The organism is Pseudomonas sp. MWU12-3088, from assembly GCF_023242405.1.
Lineage (GTDB): Bacteria > Pseudomonadota > Gammaproteobacteria > Pseudomonadales > Pseudomonadaceae > Aquipseudomonas > Aquipseudomonas kribbensis.
Genome location: NZ_JALJEA010000006.1, coordinates 19775 through 40983, shown reverse-complemented (window position 1 = coordinate 40983; position 21209 = coordinate 19775). Strand labels below are relative to the sequence as shown.

The following is a 21209-nucleotide window of genomic DNA, read 5'->3' as shown; positions in this document are numbered from 1 at the left end:
CCTTTTTTAAGCGTTTACGCGCCGACTACGATCGGCTTCGCCAGAGGCGGGACGGCGGCGCTTGCAGGCGCGATACCGGCTTCGAACTCTGGACGGAAGTATTTGATGGCACTGCCCAACGGCTCCACGGCACCCGGTGCGTGAGCACAGAAGGTCTTGCCCGGGCCGAGGAAGTTGACCAGACCCAGCAGGGTCTCGATGTCGCCTGGCTGGCCGCGGCCTTGTTCGATGGCCATCAGCAGCTTGACGCTCCATGGCAGGCCATCACGGCAAGGGGTGCAGAAACCGCAGGATTCGCGAGCGAAGAACTGCTCCATGTTGCGCAGCAGGGACACCATGTTGACGCTGTCGTCCACCGCCATGGCCAAGCCGGTACCCATACGGGTGCCCACTTTGGCGATGCCGCCGGCGTACATTTGGGCGTCGAGGTGTTCCGGCAACAGGAATCCGGTACCGGCGCCGCCTGGCTGCCAGGCCTTGAGCTTGTAACCGTCGCGCATGCCGCCGGCGTAGTCTTCGAACAGCTCGCGACCGGTCACGCCGAATGGCAGTTCCCACAGGCCCGGGTTCTTGACCTTGCCGGAGAAGCCCATGAGCTTGGTGCCCATGTCTTCGCTGCCGTCGCGGGCCAGCGATTTGTACCAGTCCACGCCGTCGGCGATGATCGCCGGCACGTTGCACAGGGTTTCAACGTTGTTCACGCAGGTCGGCTTGCCCCACACGCCAACGGCGGCAGGGAAGGGCGGCTTGGAGCGCGGGTTGGCGCGGCGGCCTTCGAGGGAGTTGATCAGTGCGGTTTCTTCACCGCAGATGTAACGCCCGGCGCCGGTGTGGACGAACAGCTCGAAATCGAAGCCGCTGCCCAGGATGTTCTTGCCCAGCAGGCCCGCTGCCTTGGCTTCTTCCACGGCACGGTTCAGGTGCTTGGCGGCGGTGGTGTACTCGCCACGCAGGAAGATGTAGCCACGGTAGGTTTTCAGCGCGCGGGCGCTGATCAGCATGCCCTCGATCAGCAGATGGGGCAGTTGCTCCATCAGCATGCGGTCTTTCCAGGTGTTCGGCTCCATTTCATCCGCGTTGCACAGCAGGTAGCGGATGTTGATGGATTCGTCCTTGGGCATCAGGCCCCACTTCACGCCAGTGGGGAAGCCCGCACCGCCGCGACCCTTGAGGCCGGCGTCTTTCACGGTCTGGACGATGGCGTCCTGATCCATGTCGGCAAAGGCCTTGCGCGCAGCGGCGTAACCGTTCTTGGCCTGGTACTCGTCGAGCCATACGGCTTCGCCGTCGTCACGCAGGCGCCAGGTCAGCGGGTGAGTCTCGGCCGAACGCTGGATGCGGTTGGCCGGACCGAAAGAAGTCAGGGTCATACGTAGCCCTCGAGCAGTTTGGCGACGCCGGCAGGCTGGACATCGCCAAAGGTGTCGTCATCGATCATCAGCGCCGGTGCCTTGTCGCAGTTGCCGAGGCAGCAGACCGGCAGCAGGGTGAAACGACCGTCGGCGGTGGTCTGACCCAGGCCAATACCCAGGTTGTTCTGGATTTCGCTGACCACCGACTCGTGGCCGCCGATGTAGCAGACCATGCTGTCGCAGACGCGAATGATGTGACGGCCGACCGGCTGACGGAAGATCTGGCTGTAGAACGTGGCCACGCCTTCAACGTCGCTGGCCGGGATGCCGAGGATCTCGCCGATGGCGTACAGGGCGCCGTCCGGCACCCAGCCGCGTTCTTTCTGGACGATCTTCAGGGCTTCGATCGACGCCGCGCGCGGGTCTTCGTAGTGATGCAGCTCGTGCTCGATGGCCGAGCGCTCGGTTTCACTCAGGGTGAAACGGTCTGTCTGGATAAGCGTGCTGTTCATGCTTAGCGGTCCACGTCGGCCATAACGAAGTCGATACTACCCAGGTACGCAATCAGGTCCGCGACCATGCTGCCTTTGATCACCGAAGGGATCTGCTGCAGGTGGGCGAAGCTCGGAGTACGGATCCGGGTACGGTAGCTCATGGTGCCGCCGTCGCTCGTCAGGTAATAACTGTTGATGCCCTTGGTCGCTTCGATCATCTGGAAGGATTCGTTGGCCGGCATGACCGGGCCCCACGAAACCTGCAGGAAGTGCGTGATCAGGGTTTCGATGTGCTGCAGCGTGCGCTCTTTCGGCGGCGGCGTGGTCAGCGGGTGATCCGCCTTGTACGGGCCTTCCGGCATGTTGCGCAGGCACTGGTCGATGATCCTGACGCTCTGGCGCATCTCTTCGACGCGAACCATGCAGCGGTCGTAGGCATCGCCGTTGGCGGCCAGCGGTACTTCGAACTCGAAGTTTTCGTAGCCGGAGTATGGACGCGCTTTACGCAGGTCGAAGTCGCAACCGGTGGAACGCAGGCCGGCACCGGTGACGCCCCATTCCAGGGCCTCTTTGGTGTTGTACTGGGCAACGCCGATGGTACGACCCTTGAGGATGCTGTTCTGCAGGGCGGCCTTGGTGTATTCGTCGAGGCGCTTTGGCAGCCATTCAACGAAGTCTTTCACCAGTTTTTCCCAGCCGCGCGGCAGGTCGTGAGCGACGCCGCCGATGCGGTACCAGGCCGGGTGCAGGCGGAAACCGGTGATGGCTTCGATCACCGTGTACGCCTTCTGGCGGTCGGTGAACGTGAAGAACACCGGGGTCATGGCGCCGACGTCCTGGATGTAGGTACCCAGGAACAGCAGGTGGCTGGTGATCCGGAAGAACTCGGCCATCATGATGCGGATGACGTCGACCTTCTCCGGCACCTTGATGCCGGCCAGCTTCTCGACCGAGAGCACGTACGGCAGGTTGTTCATCACGCCGCCGAGGTAGTCGATACGGTCGGTGTACGGAATGAAGCTGTGCCAGGACTGACGCTCGGCCATCTTCTCGGCGCCACGGTGGTGGTAGCCGATGTCCGGAACGCAGTCGACGATCTCTTCACCGTCCAGTTGCAGGATGATACGGAACGCACCGTGAGCCGAAGGGTGGTTCGGACCGAGGTTGAGGAACATGTAGTCCTCGTTCGGGCCGGAACGCTTCATGCCCCAGTCTTCAGGGCGGAAGCGCGCGGCCTCTTCCTCGAGCTGTTGCTTGGCCAGGTTCAGGCTGAACGGATCGAATTCGGTGGCGCGCGCCGGGAAGTCCTTGCGCAGCGGATGACCTTCCCAGGTCGGCGGCATCATGATGCGCGACAGGTGAGGGTGACCTTTGAAGTCGATGCCGTACATGTCCCAGACTTCACGCTCGTACCAGTTGGCGTTCGGCCAGATGCTGGTGACGGTCGGCAAGCTGAGGTCGCTCTCGGACAAGGCGACCTTGATCATCACGTCACTATTACGTTCCAGTGACATGAGGTGATAGAACACGGTGAAGTCGGCGCCCGATGGCAGCCCTTGACGCTTGGTGCGCAGACGCTCGTCCACGCCGTGCAGGTCATAGAGCATGACGTACGGCTTGGGCAGGTTGCGCAGGAAAGTCAGGACTTCAACGAGTTTGGCGCGGGCCACCCACAGCACCGGCATGCCGGTGCGGGTCGGTTGAGCGGTGAACGCTTCGGCGCCAAAACGGTTGTTCAGTTCGACGACCACATCCTGGTCGTCTGCCTTGTAAGGCGGGATGTACAGAGCACTGCCTGTAGTCATGGTTATTTTTTCGCTTTCGGTCAACGTAAAGAATGAAGCCAGCTTCTCGTTTCTTTGAAACAGATCTGGATCAGACTTCGTCAGGGCTACGCAGATTGGTGACTGCGATTCGCTGTTCGCGGCGCTGTTCCTTCTGCGAAGGCATGTCGGCGCGATAAACGCCTTGATCGCCAACGACCCAGGAAAGTGGGCGACGCTCCTGGCCAATGGATTCCTGCAACAGCATCAAGCCTTGCAGAAATGCTTCTGGACGGGGCGGGCAGCCAGGTACGTAGACGTCCACGGGCAGGAACTTGTCCACCCCTTGAACCACGGAGTAGATGTCGTACATGCCACCGGAGTTGGCGCACGAACCCATGGAGATAACCCATTTCGGCTCGAGCATCTGCTCGTAGAGACGCTGAATGATCGGCGCCATCTTGATGAAGCAGGTCCCGGCGATAACCATGAAGTCGGCCTGACGCGGTGATGCCCGGATAACTTCGGCGCCGAAGCGCGCGATGTCGTGGGGCGCCGTGAAGGCGGTGGTCATTTCCACGTAGCAGCACGAAAGACCGAAGTTGTACGGCCACAGGGAGTTCTTACGTCCCCAGTTGACCGCGCCACTCAGCACGTCTTCCAGCTTGCCCATGAAAATGTTTTTGTGGACTTGATCTTCTAACGGATCGGAAACGGTTTCCCGCTGGCCGATCGGATACTGCTCGTTAGGAGCATCGGGGTCGATTCTGGTGAGATTGTATTGCATTGCCAAAGCCTCATTGTTTCAGCTTCGCCTGCCGCTTGCGACGAGCTTCCGGAGCCCAGTCAAGGGCGCCCACTCGGAACAGGTAGACAAGACCTGCCAACAGAATTGCTATGAAAACGAGAGCTTCGACGAATCCGGTCCAGCCGCTTTCGCGGACGGACACAGACCATGCAAAGAGAAAGAGGGCTTCGATATCGAAGATCACGAACAGCATCGCGACCAGATAGAATTTGGCTGAGAGCCGCAAGCGGGCGCCACCGGTAGGTAGCATGCCGGACTCGAACGGTTCGTTTTTGCTGCGGCCCCAGGCTTTTGACCCGAGGAGGCTGGAGACGCCGAGCATGAAGGCACACAGGCCGACTACACCCAGAAGGAAAATGGCAAAGCCCCAGTTGTGGGCCATGAGTCCTGTCGCTTCGGGCATGCTGGAAATCCTTAACAGAGAGCAAAGGTCTCTGAGCTTGATAAAGAAATAAGGCAGTGACGATATGTCGCAGCAATCAATCGCGCTGATTTTATGGCTAAACACCCTGCAAGTAAAATTCCTATAGCGAAATTATTTATTGGAATAAGGACATAGCGCACCTCTATGGCCCTGTAGCCCATGCAATGCGGGCATTAGGCGGGATTTCACGAATTATGTTTTGTAGGAAATGTAACGAACATAGTTGCTGCTAAATGATAATTAATATCGTTTGGAGTGGTTTTGTAACTGTTCTGCGATTGGGCAGTTGGGAAGTTGTCTTATATCCGCGTTACTGCAAGTAGCGGCGGCGCCCGTTTTATCCGATTTTTGTGACGCGGATACCGCTCTGGATCAATTTTTTGTCTGAAAAGCTGTGCCAGCTCTGGAGCGTTCAGCAGGTCGCAGGCAAAAAAAACGCCCCGAACCAGTCGGGGCGTCAGTCTTTCGGCTATGCGGTTAGCTTTCTATACGGTCCGCAAAGGCCGTTTACTCGGTGAAGTCGATCAGTGGAACTGTTCTTCTTCGGTCGAACCGGTCAGCGCGGTCACCGAGGACGTGCCGCCCTGGATCACGGTGGTCATGTCGTCGAAGTAGCCGGTGCCCACTTCCTGCTGGTGAGCCACGAAGGTGTAACCCTTGGCGGCGTCAGCGAATTCCTGCTCCTGCAGCTTCACGTAGGCAGTCATGTCGTTGCGGGCGTAGTCGTGCGCCAGGTTGAACATGCTGTGCCACATGTTGTGAATGCCGGCCAGGGTGATGAACTGGTGCTTGTAACCCATGGCGGACAGTTCGCGCTGGAACTTGGCGATGGTCGCGTCGTCCAGGTTTTTCTTCCAGTTGAAGGAAGGCGAGCAGTTGTACGACAGGATCTGGTCCGGGTATTCCTTCTTGATCGCTTCGGCGAAACGACGGGCTTCGTCCAGATCCGGCTTGGCGGTTTCGCACCAGATCAGGTCAGCGTACGGCGCGTAGGCCAGACCACGGGCGATGGCCTGGTCCAGGCCTGCACGCACCTTGTAGAAGCCTTCCTGAGTGCGGGTGCCGGTTACGAACGGCTGGTCGTACGGGTCGCAGTCGGAAGTCAGCAGGTCGGCAGCGTTGGCGTCGGTACGGGCCAGGATGATGGTCGGTACACCGGCAACGTCGGCAGCCAGACGAGCAGCGGTCAGCTTCTGTACGGCTTCCTGGGTTGGTACCAGAACCTTGCCGCCCATGTGGCCGCATTTCTTCACGGAAGCGAGCTGGTCTTCGAAGTGAACGCCGGCGGCGCCTGCTTCGATCATGCTCTTCATCAGCTCGTAGGCGTTCAGTACGCCGCCGAAACCGGCTTCAGCGTCAGCCACGATTGGTGCGAAGTAGTCGATGTAGCCGTCGTCGCCCGGGTTCTTGCCGGCTTTCCACTGGATCTGGTCGGCACGACGGAACGAGTTGTTGATGCGCTTGACCACGGTTGGAACCGAGTCCACCGGGTACAGCGACTGGTCCGGGTACATCGATTCGGCGGAGTTGTTGTCCGCAGCGACTTGCCAGCCCGACAGGTAGATTGCCTGGATACCGGCTTTGACCTGCTGCACAGCCTGGCCGCCGGTCAGGGCGCCCATGCAGTTGACGAAGTCTTTCTCTGGGCGGAAGGACGGCTTGGCACCCTGGGTGACCAGGTTCCACAGCTTCTCGGCGCCCATTTTCGCAAAAGTGTGCTCTGGTTGAACCGAGCCACGCAGACGGACGACGTCAGCAGCGGAGTAATTGCGAGTCACGCCTTTCCAGCGCGGGTTTTCAGCCCAGTCTTTTTCAAGGGCTGCAATTTGCTGTTCGCGTGTCAGTGCCATGGAGATAAACCTCGTCGCGTCTTTATGAAAAGTTGTTCTGCGGTGGAAAATTCCTTGCGCTCGCTGACCAGAAGCTTAGGTGGTCAGGTCGGGTTCGGCGGGGCAGGCGACGGGATGAACGATGGGCTCGAGGGGAAGTGAGCAGGTAAAGGCGAACTGGCGGGCGCATTCGGGTGTCGTGGGCCTTTGTGCGAACTGCAGTGTAAAGCCGGGTTACCTAATTACGCTTCCGTCCCTCGGGACAACTTCGTTCCAGTCGGCAACCTCGTCAAACACACCTTGTGGGCGGTACAGACACGAAACGGCTCGCGGGGATGGTTGCGAGCATCGCTTCGAAGGCCCTTGCCAGGGCCTCTGATTAGCGGGAGCGAGGCCATCATGCCTTCGCTTTTTTGGCTCGTCAAACGTTTTGTAGTGCTTTTTTTCAAGCACTACATCTTTCGTCTAATACGACTAATCAGTCAGTTTTTGGTGCTTTAGTCCAGCGTGTCGACTTTCACCCGCAACGTCATGTCATCCCGGCCTTGAGTCGAGTAGCTGCGGGCCAGACCCTGTTTGTCGGCCTGAGTCTCGCGGTTCACGCCGGCCAGGGTGATCCATTCGCCCAGGCGTCCGGTGACAGTTGTGTCGGTGCTCTGCACGTTCACTACATCGGGACGTTCCTGGCTCATGCGGTCACGGTTGGTACTGATTGCCAGGTGAACGGTGTCGCCGGTGACGCTGGCAGTGACGTAGAAACCCTGAGTGACATTGCGATATTGGGTCTGGCTGCTGTAATCGCCGTAGGAGTTGGTCTGGCTGCTGGTGATCGGCACGCTCTGGCCGACCTGGATCAGGGCGGGCGCGCCCTCGCTGGCCTGAATCTGCTGAATGCCACCGTCACGGCTGGCAGTGCTGTAGTTGATGATTCTGGTTTGCTGGTCGCCGGTGTTCTGCTGGTTGTTTTCGTTGGTGTCGACGGTGATCAGCAGGCGTTTGGGGGCGGTATCGAGCTGCGTGAGCAGGGCTTTCAATTCCTGGATTTTGTCCGGCTCGGCCTTGACGATCAGTTGATTGCCATAGGCGCTGACCTGGCCGTCCTTGCCGATGAAGTCCTGGGCCACCGGCAGCATGTCGGCACTGGTGTGGTACTTGAGGGGCACGATTTCTGTGGCTGCCAGCACCGAAAAACTGCAGCCGAGCAGCAGGGTGGTGAGCAGGGTGCGTAGGGACATGTCCGTTATCTCCGCTTTCGAAAGGCTTGATATTGCCAGTTTGTCGGCCCGGGGTGGGGCAAGTTGAATCGTAGACAGCAAAACGCCCCGGCATCATGAGATGGCGGGGCGTTTTGTGGTGCTCATCAAGCGTTATGCCGAATGGCGAACCATGTCGACATGCGGAATCCCGGCTTCCAGGAACTCTTCGCTGACCAGATTGAAGCCCAGGCGCTCATAAAACGCCGTGGCCTGCACCTGCGCGCTGAGCATCTGCTGCTTCAGCCCGTGAGTTTCAGCTTCTGCGATGACCGCCTTCATCAGTGCATCGCCGACCTTCAGTCCACGCCAGTCCTTGAGCACCGAAACCCGGCCGATGTGCCCGTCGGGCAGCAGGCGGGCGGTGCCGATTGGAAAGTCGCCTTCGAAGGCCAGGAAATGCACCGCCGTTGCGTCATCGGCGTCCCACTCAAGCTCGGGCGGAACCGATTGTTCGGCAATGAACACCGTTTCGCGAATGCGGCGGATCTCGGCGTTGTCCTTTTGCCAGTCTGCAACACGTACGCGAATCTTATTCATCGTCGGCGAACCCCAGGCTGCCCTGTTTGACCAGTTCGCACAGCAGGCCACGACCGTCTTCGTCGCTCAGCCAGTCGCCGAGGTTGTCGGTGTGCAGGGCGTCAGCCGAGCAGATCAGCTTCAGCAGCTCGCGCAGCTTGCCCGGCAGGTAACGGCTCTGGCCGCTGGCAAACAGCAGCAGATCGTCATCGACTTCCGACCACGCCAGGCGTGCACTCGGGTTGCGGATCAGGATGGCGCCGTCTTCAAGGGCGCTGAGGAAGTCTTCTTCTTCGACTTCTTCCGGGCCGACTACCAGCTCCGGATAGCGCGGCTCGGTCATGTACTGGCCGAACCAGGTCAGCAGCAGACGTTCGTCGCTCATGTGCTCGGCGAGCAGCGCCTTCAGGCGGCCCAGAGCATCGTGCTGGATCTGGTGCGGATCGTCGCTGACCGGCTTCGCATCGGCGTCGGTGTAGCGCTCTTCGTCAGTCAGGAACTGGCTGAGGAAGTCGGTGAAGTGAGTCAGCACTTCGGCGGCGCTCGGTGCGCGGAAGCCGACCGAGTAGGTCATGCAGTCATCGACGGCCACGCCGCAGTGAGCCAGGCGCGGCGGCAGGTAGAGCATGTCGCCCGGTTCCAGGACCCACTCTTCGGTCTCGTGGAATTCGGCGAGGATGCGCAGATCCGCATGTTGCAGCAGCGGGCTCTCGGAATCGCACATCTGGCCGATTTTCCAGTTGCGTTTGCCGTGGCCTTGCAGCAGGAACACGTCGTAGTTGTCGAAGTGCGGACCAACGCTGCCACCCGGTGCTGCAAAGCTGATCATCACGTCGTCGACGCGCCAGCTCGGCAGGAAGCGGAAGTTTTCCAGCAGCTCGCTGACTTCCGGCACGAACTGATCGACGGCCTGCACCAGCAGGGTCCACTCGCGCTCCGGCAGTTTGCTGAATTCGTCCTCGGCGAACGGGCCGCGGCGCAGTTCCCATGGGCGCTCGCCGTGCTCGATCACCAGGCGCGATTCGACTTCTTCTTCCAGGGCCAGGCCGGCGAGTTCGTCGGCGTCGATCGGGCTTTCGAAATCAGGAATCGCCTGACGGATCAGCAGTGGTTTTTTCTGCCAGTAATCGCGCATGAACTCGCGCGCCGTAAGACCACCCAGAAGTTGAAGAGGAATATCGGGATTCATATGTAACCTATTGAAAAAAAGCATTTTTCAGACGGGAATAAAAACGCCCGGCGCGGCCGGGCGTCTCAAACGGGTCAAGCAGTCGATCAGATGCGTTTGGCTTGCGCTACAGCGTTGCCGATGTAGTTGGCCGGGGTCAGTTGCTTGAGCTCGGCTTTCGCCGCGGCCGGCATGTCCAGGCCATCGATGAAAGTCTGCAGCGCTTCAGGGCTGATGCCCTTGCCGCGAGTCAGTTCTTTCAGCTTCTCGTACGGGTTTTCGATGTTGTAGCGGCGCATCACGGTCTGGATCGGCTCGGCCAGGACTTCCCAGCAAGCGTCCAGGTCGGCAGCAATCTTGTCAGCGTTCAGTTCGAGTTTGCTGATGCCTTTGAGGCTGGCTTCGTACGCGATCACGCTGTGAGCGAAGCCGACGCCGAGGTTACGCAGCACGGTGGAGTCGGTCAGGTCGCGCTGCCAGCGGGAGATCGGCAGTTTGCTCGCCAGGTGCTGGAACAGCGCGTTGGCGATGCCCAGGTTGCCTTCGGAGTTTTCGAAGTCGATCGGGTTGACCTTGTGCGGCATGGTCGACGAACCGATTTCGCCGGCGATGGTGCGCTGCTTGAAGTAACCCAGGGAGATGTAGCCCCAGATGTCACGGTCGAAGTCGATCAGGATGGTGTTGAAGCGCGCAATGGCGTCGAACAGCTCGGCGATATAGTCGTGCGGCTCGATCTGCGTGGTGTACGGGTTGAAGGCCAGGCCCAGTTCGTCTTCGATGAAGGCGCGGGCGTTGGCTTCCCAGTCGATCTGCGGGTAGGCCGACAGGTGAGCGTTGTAGTTGCCGACAGCGCCGTTGATCTTGCCCAGTAGCGGAACGGCAGCGACCTGAGCGATCTGACGCTCGAGACGGTAAACCACGTTCGCCAGCTCTTTACCCAGAGTGGTCGGGGAAGCCGGCTGACCGTGGGTGCGCGACAGCATCGGCACGTCGGCAAAGCGCAGGGCCAGTTCGCGGATGGCGTTGGCGGTCTGGCGCATCAGCGGCAGCATCACGTCGTCACGGCCTTCGCGCAGCATCAGGGCGTGGGACAGGTTGTTGATGTCTTCGCTGGTGCAGGCGAAGTGGATGAACTCGCTGACCTTGGCCAGTTCCGGCAGCTTGGCCGCCTGCTCCTTGAGCAGGTATTCGATCGCTTTCACGTCGTGGTTGGTGGTGCGCTCGATCTCTTTCACGCGCTCGGCGTGCTCCAGCGAGAAGTTCTCGGCCAGTTCGTTCAGAACGGCGTTGGCTTCGGCGGAGAAGGCTGGCACTTCCGGGATGCCGGCGTGAGCGGCCAGGCGCTGGAGCCAGCGCACTTCAACCAGAACGCGGGCGCGGATCAGGCCGTACTCGCTGAAAATCGGGCGCAGGGCCTGGGTTTTGCCGGCGTAGCGGCCGTCAACAGGGGAAACCGCAGTGAGCGAAGAGAGCTGCATGGGGTGTTCTCGGACAGTCGGGCAACGAAATGGGGCGCGTATCATACATGAAAAAATCCGCCGGTCCGTCGCCAACTGACCGGCGTATTACGCGTTACAGACTACAAAGCTTTTATTGCGCGGCGATTTACTCGCTGCGCATCAACGGATACAGCTCTTTGAGCAGCTTGCGACGACTGATCACCAACTGCCAGCGATGACCGCCGAGCTGACGCCACAGGCGTGCCGAACGAATGCCGGCGAGCAGCAGGGCGCGAATCTTCGAAGCGTTGCTCGGCTGCTGCAGGTTGCGCATGTCGCCGTGCACCTGAATGCGTTGGCGCAGCGTGCTCAGGGTGTCCTGATACAGCGCACCGCAGGCTGCGATCACGTTTTCGTGGGCCGGGCCGAAATGCTCGACCTGCGACTGGATCTGCGGCAAGCGCTTGCCGATCACGTCGAGCATGTCGTTGCGCTTGGCCAGTTGGCGCTCGAGGCCGAGCATCGACAGGGCGTAGCGCAACGGCTCGCGCTGCAAGGTGCTCGGGTCGCGCTCGAGGGCGCCGATCAATGCGCGATAACCCTCGCGCAGGTTGATGTCGTCGCCGCCGTACACGTCCAGCGTGTCTTTGGGGTCGCGAACCAGCAGGCTGCCGAGCATGCAGCTCAGGCCGGCCTCGTTGGTCTGGCCGGTCTTGGCGATCCGGTCCACCAGAACGGCGGCGAGAAACACGCCGCCCAGAGCCGTCAGTTGCTCCTGCGTCGGGCTCATGCCTGGCCGCTCCACGGCTCGGCGACTTCGATCACGCCGCCACCGAGGCAGATTTCGCCGTCATAGAACACCACCGACTGGCCCGGCGTGACCGCGCGCTGCGGCTCGTCGAACACGGCGCGATAGCCTGTCGCGGTTTTTTCCAGGGTGCAGGCCTGGTCGCTCTGGCGATAACGGACCTTGGCGGTCAGGCGCAGCGGCTGGCTCAGATCGATCGGGTTGACCCAATAGATTTCCGAAGCGAGCAGGGCGCTGGAGAACAGCCACGGATGGTTGTTGCCCTGGCCGACGATCAGCTCGTTGGTGTCCAGATCCTTGCGCAGCACATACCACGGCTCGTCGCCGGCGTCTTTCAGGCCGCCGATGCCCAGGCCCTGACGCTGACCGATGGTGTGGTACATCAGGCCATGGTGACGGCCGATGACTTCGCCTTCGGTGGTCTTGATCTCGCCCGGTTGCGCCGGCAGGTATTGCTTGAGGAAATCGCTGAAACGACGCTCGCCGATGAAGCAGATCCCGGTGGAATCCTTCTTCTTGGCGGTGGCCAGCTCGTATTTCTCGGCAATCGCACGGACTTCCGGTTTCTCCAGCTCGCCGACCGGGAACAGGGTCTTGGCGATCTGTTCACCGCCGACGGCGTGCAGGAAGTAGCTCTGATCCTTGTTCGGATCCAGGCCCTTGAGCAGTTCGGTACGGCCATCGATGTCGCGGCGGCGCACGTAGTGGCCGGTGGCGATCAGGTCGGCGCCGAGCATCATGGCGTAGTCGAGGAACGCCTTGAACTTGATCTCGCGATTGCACAGGATGTCCGGGTTCGGCGTGCGGCCGGCCTTGTATTCGGCCAGGAAATGCTCGAACACGTTGTCCCAGTACTCGGCGGCGAAGTTGGCGGTGTGCAGCTTGATACCGATCTTGTCGCACACGGCCTGGGCGTCCGCCAGGTCGTCCATGGCGGTGCAGTATTCCGTTCCGTCGTCTTCTTCCCAGTTCTTCATGAACAGGCCTTCCACCTCATAACCCTGCTCGATCAGCAGGAGAGCGGAAACGGAAGAGTCCACGCCGCCGGACATGCCGACAATGACGCGCTTCTTGGATGTGTCAGAAGGGGCTGGATCACGCATAGGGATTCAATGAGTGTCTTGAAAAAGGACGCGATTCTATCAGGCTCACGGCCTCAAGGCTAAAGGGAAGGGCGGATCAGTTCGAGACCGAAGCGATTGCCGGCCAGATAATCATCGATGCAGCGGATGATCAGCTCGCTGCGCCAGTTGTCGCGCTGGACCAATAATTCGTCGCGGGTCAGCCACTTGGCGCCGACGATGCCGTCGTCCAGTTGATAATCCGGGTGGTGTTTCACGGCTTTGGCGCTGAAGCACACGCGCTGGTAAGTCACGCCGTTGCTCGGTGCGGTGTACAGATAAATGCCGATAACACTGGTGGGTTCGACGTCCCAACCGGTTTCTTCGAGGGTTTCGCGTACGGCAGCTTCGATCAGGGTTTCGTCCGGGTCCAGATGGCCGGCGGGCTGATTGAGCACATTACGTCCGGCCTTGTGTTCCTCGACCATCAGGAAACGACCGTTGTCCTCGACGATGGTGGCGACGGTGATATGGGGGAGCCATTGCATTGATTGAATCTCCTGGGCGGAAGGCAGAAACACAAACCCCGGCGCATGGCCGGGGTTTGTGATGTTCCCTTTACAACCTTATACCAGCGCAGCAATCGCCGCGTTGAGGGTTGCGCTCGGGCGCATGGCCTTGCTGATCAGCTCGGCATTGGCGTGGTAGTAACCGCCGATGTCCACTGGCTTGCCTTGAACGGCGTTGAGCTCGGCGACGATGGTCGCTTCGTTCTCGGTCAGGGTCTTGGCCAGGGTTGCGAACTGCGCTTGCAGTGCAGCGTCTTCGGTCTGGGCAGCCAGGGCTTGAGCCCAGTACATCGCCAGATAGAAGTGGCTGCCGCGGTTGTCGATGTTGCCGACTTTGCGCGATGGCGACTTGTTGTTGTCGAGGAACTGGCCAGTGGCCTGGTCCAGAGTCTTGGACAGAACCAGCGCTTTCGGGTTGTTGTAGTTCACACCCAGGTGCTCGAGAGAAGCGGCCAGGGCCAGGAATTCACCCAGCGAATCCCAGCGCAGGAAGTTCTCTTCGACCAGTTGCTGCACGTGCTTCGGAGCCGAACCGCCGGCGCCGGTTTCGAACAGGCCACCGCCGTTCATCAGCGGCACGATCGACAGCATCTTGGCGCTGGTGCCCAGTTCCATGATCGGGAACAGGTCGGTCAGGTAGTCGCGCAGTACGTTGCCGGTCACCGAAATGGTGTCCTTGCCTTCGCGGGTGCGCTGCAGGGTGTACTTCATCGCGTCGACCGGCGCCATGATCTGGATGTCCAGACCGGCGGTGTCGTGATCCTTCAGGTAAGCCTGAACCTTCTCGATCACCACGCCATCGTGGGCGCGCATCGGGTCCAGCCAGAAAATGGCTGGAGTGCTGCTTGCGCGAGCACGGTTGACGGCCAGTTTGACCCAGTCCTGGATCGGCGCGTCTTTGGTCTGGCACATGCGGAAGATGTCGCCGGCTTCAACAGCCTGTTCCATCAGCAGGGTGCCTTTGCTGTCGGTTACGCGAACCACGCCGTCGGCCTTGATCTGGAAGGTCTTGTCGTGGGAGCCGTATTCTTCAGCCTTTTTAGCCATCAGGCCAACGTTTGGCACGCTGCCCATGGTGGTCGGATCGAAAGCACCGTTGGCTTTGCAATCTTCGATCACGGCCTGGTAGATGGTGGCGTAGCAACGATCCGGGATCACAGCCTTGGTGTCGTGCAGTTGGCCGTCGGTGCCCCACATTTTGCCGGAGTCACGGATCATGGCTGGCATCGAGGCGTCGACGATAACGTCGCTCGGCACGTGCAGGTTGGTGATGCCTTTGTCGGAGTTGACCATCGCCAGCGACGGACGAACGGCGTAGACCGCTTGAATGTCGGCTTCGATCTGAGCTTGTTGCTCGGCCGGCAGGGCTTTGATGCGAGCGTACAGGTCGCCGATGCCGTTGTTCAGATTGAAGCCGATCTCGGCCAGCACGTCGGCGTGCTTGGTCAGGGCGTCTTTATAGAACTCGGCAACGATCTGGCCGAACATGATCGGGTCGGAGACCTTCATCATGGTGGCTTTCAGGTGAACCGACAGCAGCACGCCTTGTTGCTTGGCGCTGTCGATTTCAGCGGCGATGAACGCGCGCAGGGCTTTTTTGCTCATCACGGAGCAGTCGAGGATCTCGCCCGCCTGAACGGTGGTTTTTTCTTTCAGGACGGTAGCGTTGCCGTCTTTGGCGATCAGCTCGATCTTCACGACGTCAGCGGCGTCGATCAGGGCAGCTTTTTCGCTGCCGTAGAAATCGCCGGTGCTCATGTGAGCGACGTGGGACTTGGAGTCCTTGGCCCAGGCGCCCATCTTGTGCGGGTGCTTGCGCGCGTAGTTCTTGACCGACAGCGGAGCACGACGGTCGGAGTTGCCTTCACGCAGAACCGGGTTCACGGCGCTGCCCTTGACCTTGTCGTAACGCGCCTTGGCGTCTTTGTCGGCGTCGCTGGTCACGGTTTCCGGGTAGTCCGGCAGGTTGTAGCCCTGGGCTTGCAGTTCTTTGATCGCGGCTTGCAGCTGCGGAACCGAGGCGCTGATGTTCGGCAGCTTGATGATGTTGGCTTCAGGCGTAACGGCCAGGTCGCCCAGTTCGGCGAGGTGGTCGGCTACGGCTTTGTCGCCCAGTTGCTCGGGGAAGCTGGCCAGAATACGTGCTGCAAGAGAGATATCGCGGGTTTCCACGGCGATATCGGCCGAGGCGGTGTAAGCCTCGATGATCGGCAGCAGGGAATAGGTGGCGAGGGCTGGAGCTTCGTCGGTGAAGGTATAGATGATCTTCGAGCGGGTGGGCATATTCGGATTAACTCTCTCTTCTTTGCTAAAGCGTGCGCAGAAACTCGAGGGGCGCCGGGTAAGCGCGTTCGTTCAAAGTCATCCATGAACCGAATGTCGAGAATCTTCGCGGTGATGTTGGGTGCATCAGTAGAGCGTCAAGCAGTCGGACTGCGGTAACAGCCCGACCAATCAGGCGGAAAGTCTCGTGCTAGAGAGGCCAGCCGTCGTGACCCTTTGGTCAGCGGGCGGCATTATACATAGGTAGCTGGCAATCTGCCGATGGTTCATATGCAACGATTCTCGTCCATTGGTCTAAAGGTCGCAGGGCGGGACGGGGCGTAGAGTCGCGGTGAATGCTTGAGATTGGCGCTTTTCCCTTTGCTTTCAGGCTTGTACGAAACGAGATGTGGTCGCGCCCGGAACAGAGGGTTTGCGTGTTGATTCAACTGGGTTACGCTCGAACCAAGCCAGATGTTCAATCCAAACAATGGAGTTCAGCATGGGTTACAAGAAGATTCAGGTTCCAGCCGTCGGCGACAAAATCACCGTCAACGCAGACCATTCTCTCAATGTCCCTGATAACCCGATCATTCCCTTCATTGAAGGTGACGGCATTGGCGTCGACGTCAGCCCTGTGATGATCAAAGTGGTTGATGCTGCCGTGGCCAAGGCCTACGGGGGCAAGCGCAAGATTTCCTGGATGGAGGTTTATGCTGGCGAAAAAGCAACTCAAGTCTACGACCAGGACACCTGGCTGCCCCAGGAAACCCTGGACGCCGTCAAGGATTACGTGGTTTCCATCAAGGGCCCGCTGACCACCCCGGTCGGTGGCGGCATCCGCTCCCTCAACGTTGCCCTGCGTCAACAGCTCGATCTCTATGTCTGCCTGCGCCCTGTGGTTTGGTTCGAAGGCGTACCGAGCCCGGTGAAAAAACCTGGCGATGTCGACATGGTGATCTTCCGCGAGAACTCCGAAGACATTTATGCCGGTATCGAATGGAAGGCCGGTTCCCCTGAGGCCACCAAGGTCATCAAATTCCTGAAAGAGGAAATGGGCGTCACCAAGATCCGTTTCGACCAGGATTGCGGTATCGGCATCAAGCCGGTTTCGAAAGAAGGCACCAAGCGTCTGGTGCGCAAGGCCCTGCAATACGTAGTAGACAACGATCGCAAGTCGCTGACCATCGTGCACAAGGGCAACATCATGAAATTCACCGAGGGTGCCTTCAAGGACTGGGGCTACGAGGTGGCGCGGGATGAATTCGGCGCCGAGTTGCTGGATGGCGGCCCGTGGATGAAATTCAAGAACCCGAAAACCGGCCGCGAAGTCATCGTCAAGGACGCCATCGCCGACGCCATGCTCCAGCAGATCCTGCTGCGCCCGGCCGAATACGACGTGATCGCCACCCTCAACCTCAACGGTGACTACCTGTCCGACGCCCTGGCGGCGGAAGTGGGGGGTATCGGTATCGCGCCGGGTGCGAACCTTTCCGACACCGTGGCCATGTTCGAGGCGACTCACGGTACTGCGCCGAAATATGCCGGCAAGGACCAGGTCAACCCGGGTTCGGTGATCCTGTCGGCCGAGATGATGTTGCGTCACCTGGGCTGGACCGAGGCGGCTGACCTGATCATCAAAGGCACCAACGGCGCGATCAAGGCCAAGACCGTGACCTACGACTTCGAACGTCTGATGGAAGGCGCCACGCTGGTGTCGTCGTCGGGCTTCGGTGAGGCGATCGTCAAGCACATGTAAGAAAGGCAGCTGCAACGAAACCGCCCGGCTTGAGTGATCGAGCCGGGCGGTTTGTTTTCTGGCAGGTGTTCTGGTTGCTTCAGCTGGTCACTGATTGATGCTGCGCGGCGGCCGAGACGGTATCTTTCGCAGGCTCGGCATTCTGAATTTTTGTGGCGTGCAGGCCTTTGGGCCCTTGCACGATCTCGAATTTGACGATTTGCCCGGCTTTGAGGGTTTTGTATCCGTCCATTTCAATGGCGGAGTAGTGCGCAAAGAAATCGATTTCCTTGCCGTCCTCATCTTTTCCCTCGCGGGCGTCGGTGTTGATGAAACCGAACCCCTTGGCATTGTTGAACCATTTCACCTTGCCGACAACCATGCTCAAATCCCTCTGCAACAGTCTCCATCGCTGGAGTATCATCCAATTCATCCGCAGTCGAATCCGTTAAAAAGATTGACTCCGCGGATCTTTTTTACCCACTGTGGGTTCTATTGGTTGTAACACCGTTTTCCCGATAGTCAAGGTGACCGGGCAGTCGGAGTTGAAAACGTGTCAAGCCGCCCCCACCACTGTATTTGCACAACTGACGAACCTTTCTTTCCATGCATGCAATCAGCCAGATTCGACTAACATTCAATCAGGATCGCCCGCTTCTCCAAAAGGATCTTCCACAGGAGCACGACGACGATTCGGCAGGCGTTGCTGTTCAGGAAGCAAAGCCTGCGTTACAGGCGCCGCCGATGTACAAGGTGGTTTTGTTTAATGATGACTACACACCGATGGATTTCGTCGTCGAAGTGCTCGAGGTGTTTTTTAACCTGAATCGCGAGCTGGCGACCAAGGTCATGCTGGCCGTCCACACAGAAGGGCGGGCAGTATGTGGAGTGTTTACCCGCGACATCGCCGAGACAAAGGCCATGCAGGTCAACCAGTACGCCAGGGAAAGCCAGCATCCGCTACTCTGTGAAATCGAGAAGGACGGTTAATCGCCGACCACTTGGGTATGAGGTGAAGCTATGTTAAACCGCGAGCTCGAAGTCACCCTCAATCTTGCCTTCAAGGAGGCTCGTTCGAAGCGTCATGAGTTCATGACCGTCGAACACCTGCTGCTGGCCCTATTGGATAATGAGGCTGCCGCCACCGTATTGCGTGCCTGCGGCGCAAACCTCGACAAACTCAAGCACGACCTGCAGGAGTTCATCGACTCCACCACGCCGCTGATCCCCGTCCATGACGAAGATCGCGAAACCCAGCCAACCCTGGGCTTCCAGCGTGTGCTGCAACGTGCTGTCTTTCATGTACAGAGCTCGGGCAAGCGCGAAGTAACCGGTGCCAATGTGCTGGTTGCAATCTTCAGTGAGCAAGAGAGTCAGGCAGTGTTCCTGCTGAAACAGCAGAGCGTTGCACGAATCGATGTCGTCAACTATATCGCCCATGGCATTTCCAAGGTGCCGGGGCATGGCGATCACTCTGAAGGTGAACAAGATATGCAGGACGACGAGGGCGGTGAGTCTTCCTCTTCAGGCAATCCGCTGGATGCGTATGCCAGCAACCTCAACGAACTCGCACGCCAGGGCCGGATCGATCCGCTGGTCGGGCGTGAAACGGAAGTCGAGCGTGTCGCGCAGATTCTCGCGCGTCGGCGCAAGAACAATCCTCTGCTGGTAGGCGAGGCGGGCGTGGGTAAAACCGCGATTGCCGAAGGCCTGGCCAAGCGCATTGTCGACAACCAGGTGCCGGACCTGCTGGCCAACAGCGTCGTTTACTCCCTCGATCTGGGTGCCTTGCTCGCAGGTACCAAATATCGCGGCGATTTCGAGAAGCGCTTCAAGGCGCTGCTCGGTGAGCTGAAAAAACGTCCGCAGGCGATCCTGTTCATCGACGAGATCCACACCATCATCGGTGCCGGTGCTGCGTCCGGTGGTGTCATGGATGCCTCGAACCTGCTCAAACCGCTGCTGTCGTCGGGTGACATTCGCTGCATCGGATCGACCACGTTCCAGGAATTCCGTGGCATCTTCGAAAAAGACCGTGCCCTGGCGCGTCGCTTCCAGAAGGTCGATGTGGTCGAGCCGTCGGTGGAAGACACCATCGGTATCCTGCGTGGCCTGAAAGGGCGCTTCGAGCAGCACCACAACATCGAGTACAGCGATGAGTCGCTGCGCGCCGCTGCAGAACTGGCTTCGCGCTACATCAATGACCGGCATATGCCGGACAAGGCCATCGATGTGATTGACGAGGCGGGCGCTTACCAGCGTCTGCAGCCGGTCGACAAGCGCGTGAAGCGCATCGACGTGCCGCAGGTCGAGGACATCGTGGCGAAGATCGCACGTATTCCGCCAAAACACGTCACCAGTTCCGACAAAGAGCTGCTGCGTAACCTGGAGCGTGACCTGAAGCTGACGGTGTTTGGTCAGGATGCGGCGATCGATTCGCTGTCGACCGCGATCAAGCTGTCCCGTGCGGGCCTCAAGTCGCCGGACAAGCCGGTCGGTTCGTTCCTGTTCGCCGGGCCTACCGGTGTCGGTAAAACCGAGGCCGCGCGGCAATTGGCCAAGGCTCTGGGGATCGAGCTGGTTCGTTTCGACATGTCCGAATACATGGAGCGTCACACCGTATCGCGTCTGATCGGTGCGCCTCCGGGTTATGTCGGTTTCGACCAGGGCGGTTTGTTGACCGAGGCGATTACCAAGCAACCGCATTGCGTATTGCTGCTCGATGAAATCGAGAAGGCACATCCGGAAGTCTTCAACCTGCTGCTGCAGGTGATGGACCACGGCACGCTGACCGACAACAACGGGCGCAAGGCGGACTTCCGCAACGTGATCGTGATCATGACCACCAACGCCGGTGCCGAAACCGCAGCGCGTGCTTCGATCGGTTTCACTCATCAGGACCATTCGTCCGATGCCATGGAAGTGATCAAGAAGAGCTTCACGCCGGAATTCCGCAACCGTCTGGACACCATCATTCAATTTGGTCGCCTCAGTCACGAGGTCATCAAAAGCGTGGTGGACAAGTTCCTCACCGAACTTCAGGCGCAGCTGGAAGACAAGCGGGTTCTGCTGGAAGTTACCGACGCGGCGCGCAGCTGGCTGGCAGCCGGTGGCTACGACTCGGCAATGGGCGCCCGCCCAATGGCGCGTCTGATCCAGGACAAGATCAAGCGTCCGCTGGCGGAGGAGATTCTGTTTGGCGAACTGGCCGAGCATGGCGGTGTGGTGCACATCGACATCAAGGATGGTGAGCTGACGTTTGACTTCGAAACCACCGCTGAAATGGCCTGACGGCTGGTAAGTGAAAAGGCGCCTTCGGGCGCCTTTTTGTTGTCTGGTTGTTGGGTGTGAATATCCGTTTCTTCGGGTGCTGCGGCTTATGGTTCCGCCCTTACGGCGGGTCACTTTTGGCAAACGCCCCAAAAGTAACCAAAAGGTCTCTACCCTGACGTACGGCCCCTCGCTGAGGCTCGGGGTTCCTTCGCTCCGGGATCGATCCGGGGGCATCGCCTACGGTTTGCTTCGCTGCACCTCCTCTCGATGTGTTTGGCTTCGCCAAACGGTCGCTTCGCTCCCACCCCGAATCAATCCCTCCACTCAGCCTGCCGACGGGCCTTGCGATCAAAAGCAGTACTCGAGCTAACGCTCATCGTGGTGAGTGGCTCTTGATCTGGCTCTGGCTCTGGCTTTTGATTTTTTGCCCCTTCGGCAGGCCGAGCGAA

Annotated in this window: 18 protein-coding genes; 3 read left to right on the top strand and 15 right to left on the bottom strand. The window is 59.6% G+C overall.

The window, feature by feature from the left end:
• Positions 1 to 14: 14 nt before the first annotated feature.
• The 14 genes from nuoF to M5B98_RS15655 all read right to left on the bottom strand — a co-directional run bounded on the left by nuoF (position 15) and on the right by M5B98_RS15655 (position 15770).
• Positions 15 to 1370, bottom strand: coding sequence for an NADH-quinone oxidoreductase subunit NuoF (gene nuoF / locus M5B98_RS15720; RefSeq protein WP_064380702.1), 1356 nt, complete (start codon positions 1368 to 1370; stop codon positions 15 to 17).
• Entirely contained in the window at positions 1367 to 1864 is a 498-nt protein-coding gene (nuoE, locus tag M5B98_RS15715; protein ID WP_003223804.1) for an NADH-quinone oxidoreductase subunit NuoE, read from the bottom strand. The genes nuoF and nuoE overlap by 4 nt, the downstream gene beginning before the upstream one ends.
• 2 nt (positions 1865 to 1866) lie before the next feature.
• On the bottom strand, positions 1867 to 3651 hold the full coding sequence (gene nuoC, locus M5B98_RS15710) for an NADH-quinone oxidoreductase subunit C/D (protein ID WP_248741016.1): 1785 nt from the start codon (positions 3649 to 3651) through the stop codon (positions 1867 to 1869).
• A 70-nt stretch (positions 3652 to 3721) separates the two neighbouring features.
• Positions 3722 to 4396: a NuoB/complex I 20 kDa subunit family protein gene (locus M5B98_RS15705; RefSeq protein ID WP_007951456.1), complete on the bottom strand. Its 675-nt coding sequence runs from the start codon at positions 4394 to 4396 to the stop codon at positions 3722 to 3724.
• 10 nt (positions 4397 to 4406) lie between these two features.
• Positions 4407 to 4820: an NADH-quinone oxidoreductase subunit A gene (locus M5B98_RS15700; RefSeq protein WP_003223812.1), complete on the bottom strand. Its 414-nt coding sequence runs from the start codon at positions 4818 to 4820 to the stop codon at positions 4407 to 4409.
• 545 nt (positions 4821 to 5365) lie between these two features.
• Positions 5366 to 6691, bottom strand: a complete 1326-nt coding sequence (gene aceA, locus M5B98_RS15695) for an isocitrate lyase (protein ID WP_007951455.1) — start codon at positions 6689 to 6691, stop codon at positions 5366 to 5368.
• 476 nt (positions 6692 to 7167) lie between these two features.
• A complete protein-coding gene (locus M5B98_RS15690) occupies positions 7168 to 7905 on the bottom strand; it encodes a secretin N-terminal domain-containing protein (protein ID WP_085712390.1) in 738 nt (245 codons plus the stop codon).
• 132 nt (positions 7906 to 8037) lie between these two features.
• Positions 8038 to 8463: a GNAT family N-acetyltransferase gene (locus M5B98_RS15685; RefSeq protein WP_248743185.1), complete on the bottom strand. Its 426-nt coding sequence runs from the start codon at positions 8461 to 8463 to the stop codon at positions 8038 to 8040.
• Positions 8456 to 9631 carry a cupin domain-containing protein gene (locus M5B98_RS15680; RefSeq protein ID WP_114884016.1) on the bottom strand — a complete coding sequence of 392 codons (1176 nt, stop codon included), beginning with the start codon at positions 9629 to 9631 and terminating at the stop codon, positions 8456 to 8458. The genes M5B98_RS15685 and M5B98_RS15680 overlap by 8 nt, the downstream gene beginning before the upstream one ends.
• A gap of 86 nt (positions 9632 to 9717) precedes the next feature.
• The gene (purB, locus tag M5B98_RS15675) at positions 9718 to 11088 is read right to left on the bottom strand and encodes an adenylosuccinate lyase (RefSeq protein WP_085712387.1); all 1371 of its coding nucleotides are present in this window, start codon (positions 11086 to 11088) and stop codon (positions 9718 to 9720) included.
• A gap of 127 nt (positions 11089 to 11215) precedes the next feature.
• On the bottom strand, positions 11216 to 11839 hold the full coding sequence (gene hflD / locus M5B98_RS15670) for a high frequency lysogenization protein HflD (RefSeq protein ID WP_064380694.1): 624 nt from the start codon (positions 11837 to 11839) through the stop codon (positions 11216 to 11218).
• Positions 11836 to 12960 (bottom strand): tRNA 2-thiouridine(34) synthase MnmA, encoded by a 1125-nt coding sequence (gene mnmA / locus M5B98_RS15665; RefSeq protein ID WP_007951446.1) that lies wholly within the window; start codon positions 12958 to 12960, stop codon positions 11836 to 11838. The genes hflD and mnmA overlap by 4 nt, the downstream gene beginning before the upstream one ends.
• A gap of 59 nt (positions 12961 to 13019) precedes the next feature.
• Positions 13020 to 13466 (bottom strand): NUDIX hydrolase, encoded by a 447-nt coding sequence (locus M5B98_RS15660; RefSeq protein WP_248743184.1) that lies wholly within the window; start codon positions 13464 to 13466, stop codon positions 13020 to 13022.
• 78 nt (positions 13467 to 13544) lie between these two features.
• Positions 13545 to 15770: an NADP-dependent isocitrate dehydrogenase gene (locus M5B98_RS15655; RefSeq protein WP_248743183.1), complete on the bottom strand. Its 2226-nt coding sequence runs from the start codon at positions 15768 to 15770 to the stop codon at positions 13545 to 13547.
• A 481-nt stretch (positions 15771 to 16251) separates the two neighbouring features.
• Between M5B98_RS15655 and icd the strand changes: the two genes are divergently transcribed.
• Positions 16252 to 17508, top strand: coding sequence for an NADP-dependent isocitrate dehydrogenase (icd, locus tag M5B98_RS15650; protein WP_085712383.1), 1257 nt, complete (start codon positions 16252 to 16254; stop codon positions 17506 to 17508).
• Between the two features lie 79 nt (positions 17509 to 17587).
• On the opposite strand, the gene M5B98_RS15645 is transcribed toward icd, so the two are convergent.
• Positions 17588 to 17869 carry a cold shock domain-containing protein gene (locus M5B98_RS15645; RefSeq protein ID WP_248743182.1) on the bottom strand — a complete coding sequence of 94 codons (282 nt, stop codon included), beginning with the start codon at positions 17867 to 17869 and terminating at the stop codon, positions 17588 to 17590.
• Positions 17870 to 18093: 224 nt separating this feature from the next.
• On the opposite strand from M5B98_RS15645, the gene clpS reads away from it, so the two are divergent.
• Both clpS and clpA read left to right on the top strand, forming a co-directional pair.
• Entirely contained in the window at positions 18094 to 18477 is a 384-nt protein-coding gene (gene clpS / locus M5B98_RS15640; RefSeq protein WP_011334948.1) for an ATP-dependent Clp protease adapter ClpS, read from the top strand.
• A gap of 30 nt (positions 18478 to 18507) precedes the next feature.
• Positions 18508 to 20778 carry an ATP-dependent Clp protease ATP-binding subunit ClpA gene (clpA, locus tag M5B98_RS15635; protein ID WP_085712381.1) on the top strand — a complete coding sequence of 757 codons (2271 nt, stop codon included), beginning with the start codon at positions 18508 to 18510 and terminating at the stop codon, positions 20776 to 20778.
• Positions 20779 to 21209 lie beyond the last annotated feature (431 nt).

Bases quoted from the DNA above. Each gene is read 5' to 3' on its own strand.
- aceA (WP_007951455.1), bottom strand. From the start codon at position 6,691: ATGGCACTGACACGCGAACAGCAAATTGCAGCCCTTGAAAAAGACTGG.
- purB (WP_085712387.1), bottom strand. From the start codon at position 11,088: ATGCAGCTCTCTTCGCTCACTGCGGTTTCCCCTGTTGACGGCCGCTAC.
- clpA (WP_085712381.1), top strand. From the start codon at position 18,508: ATGTTAAACCGCGAGCTCGAAGTCACCCTCAATCTTGCCTTCAAGGAG.
- hflD (WP_064380694.1), bottom strand. From the start codon at position 11,839: ATGAGCCCGACGCAGGAGCAACTGACGGCTCTGGGCGGCGTGTTTCTC.
- M5B98_RS15660 (WP_248743184.1), bottom strand. From the start codon at position 13,466: ATGCAATGGCTCCCCCATATCACCGTCGCCACCATCGTCGAGGACAAC.
- clpS (WP_011334948.1), top strand. From the start codon at position 18,094: ATGCATGCAATCAGCCAGATTCGACTAACATTCAATCAGGATCGCCCG.
- M5B98_RS15705 (WP_007951456.1), bottom strand. From the start codon at position 4,396: ATGCAATACAATCTCACCAGAATCGACCCCGATGCTCCTAACGAGCAG.
- M5B98_RS15680 (WP_114884016.1), bottom strand. From the start codon at position 9,631: ATGAATCCCGATATTCCTCTTCAACTTCTGGGTGGTCTTACGGCGCGC.
- M5B98_RS15700 (WP_003223812.1), bottom strand. From the start codon at position 4,820: ATGCCCGAAGCGACAGGACTCATGGCCCACAACTGGGGCTTTGCCATT.
- M5B98_RS15655 (WP_248743183.1), bottom strand. From the start codon at position 15,770: ATGCCCACCCGCTCGAAGATCATCTATACCTTCACCGACGAAGCTCCA.
- icd (WP_085712383.1), top strand. From the start codon at position 16,252: ATGGGTTACAAGAAGATTCAGGTTCCAGCCGTCGGCGACAAAATCACC.
- nuoF (WP_064380702.1), bottom strand. From the start codon at position 1,370: ATGACCCTGACTTCTTTCGGTCCGGCCAACCGCATCCAGCGTTCGGCC.
- nuoE (WP_003223804.1), bottom strand. From the start codon at position 1,864: ATGAACAGCACGCTTATCCAGACAGACCGTTTCACCCTGAGTGAAACC.
- mnmA (WP_007951446.1), bottom strand. From the start codon at position 12,960: ATGCGTGATCCAGCCCCTTCTGACACATCCAAGAAGCGCGTCATTGTC.
- nuoC (WP_248741016.1), bottom strand. From the start codon at position 3,651: ATGACTACAGGCAGTGCTCTGTACATCCCGCCTTACAAGGCAGACGAC.
- M5B98_RS15685 (WP_248743185.1), bottom strand. From the start codon at position 8,463: ATGAATAAGATTCGCGTACGTGTTGCAGACTGGCAAAAGGACAACGCC.
- M5B98_RS15690 (WP_085712390.1), bottom strand. From the start codon at position 7,905: ATGTCCCTACGCACCCTGCTCACCACCCTGCTGCTCGGCTGCAGTTTT.
- M5B98_RS15645 (WP_248743182.1), bottom strand. From the start codon at position 17,869: ATGGTTGTCGGCAAGGTGAAATGGTTCAACAATGCCAAGGGGTTCGGT.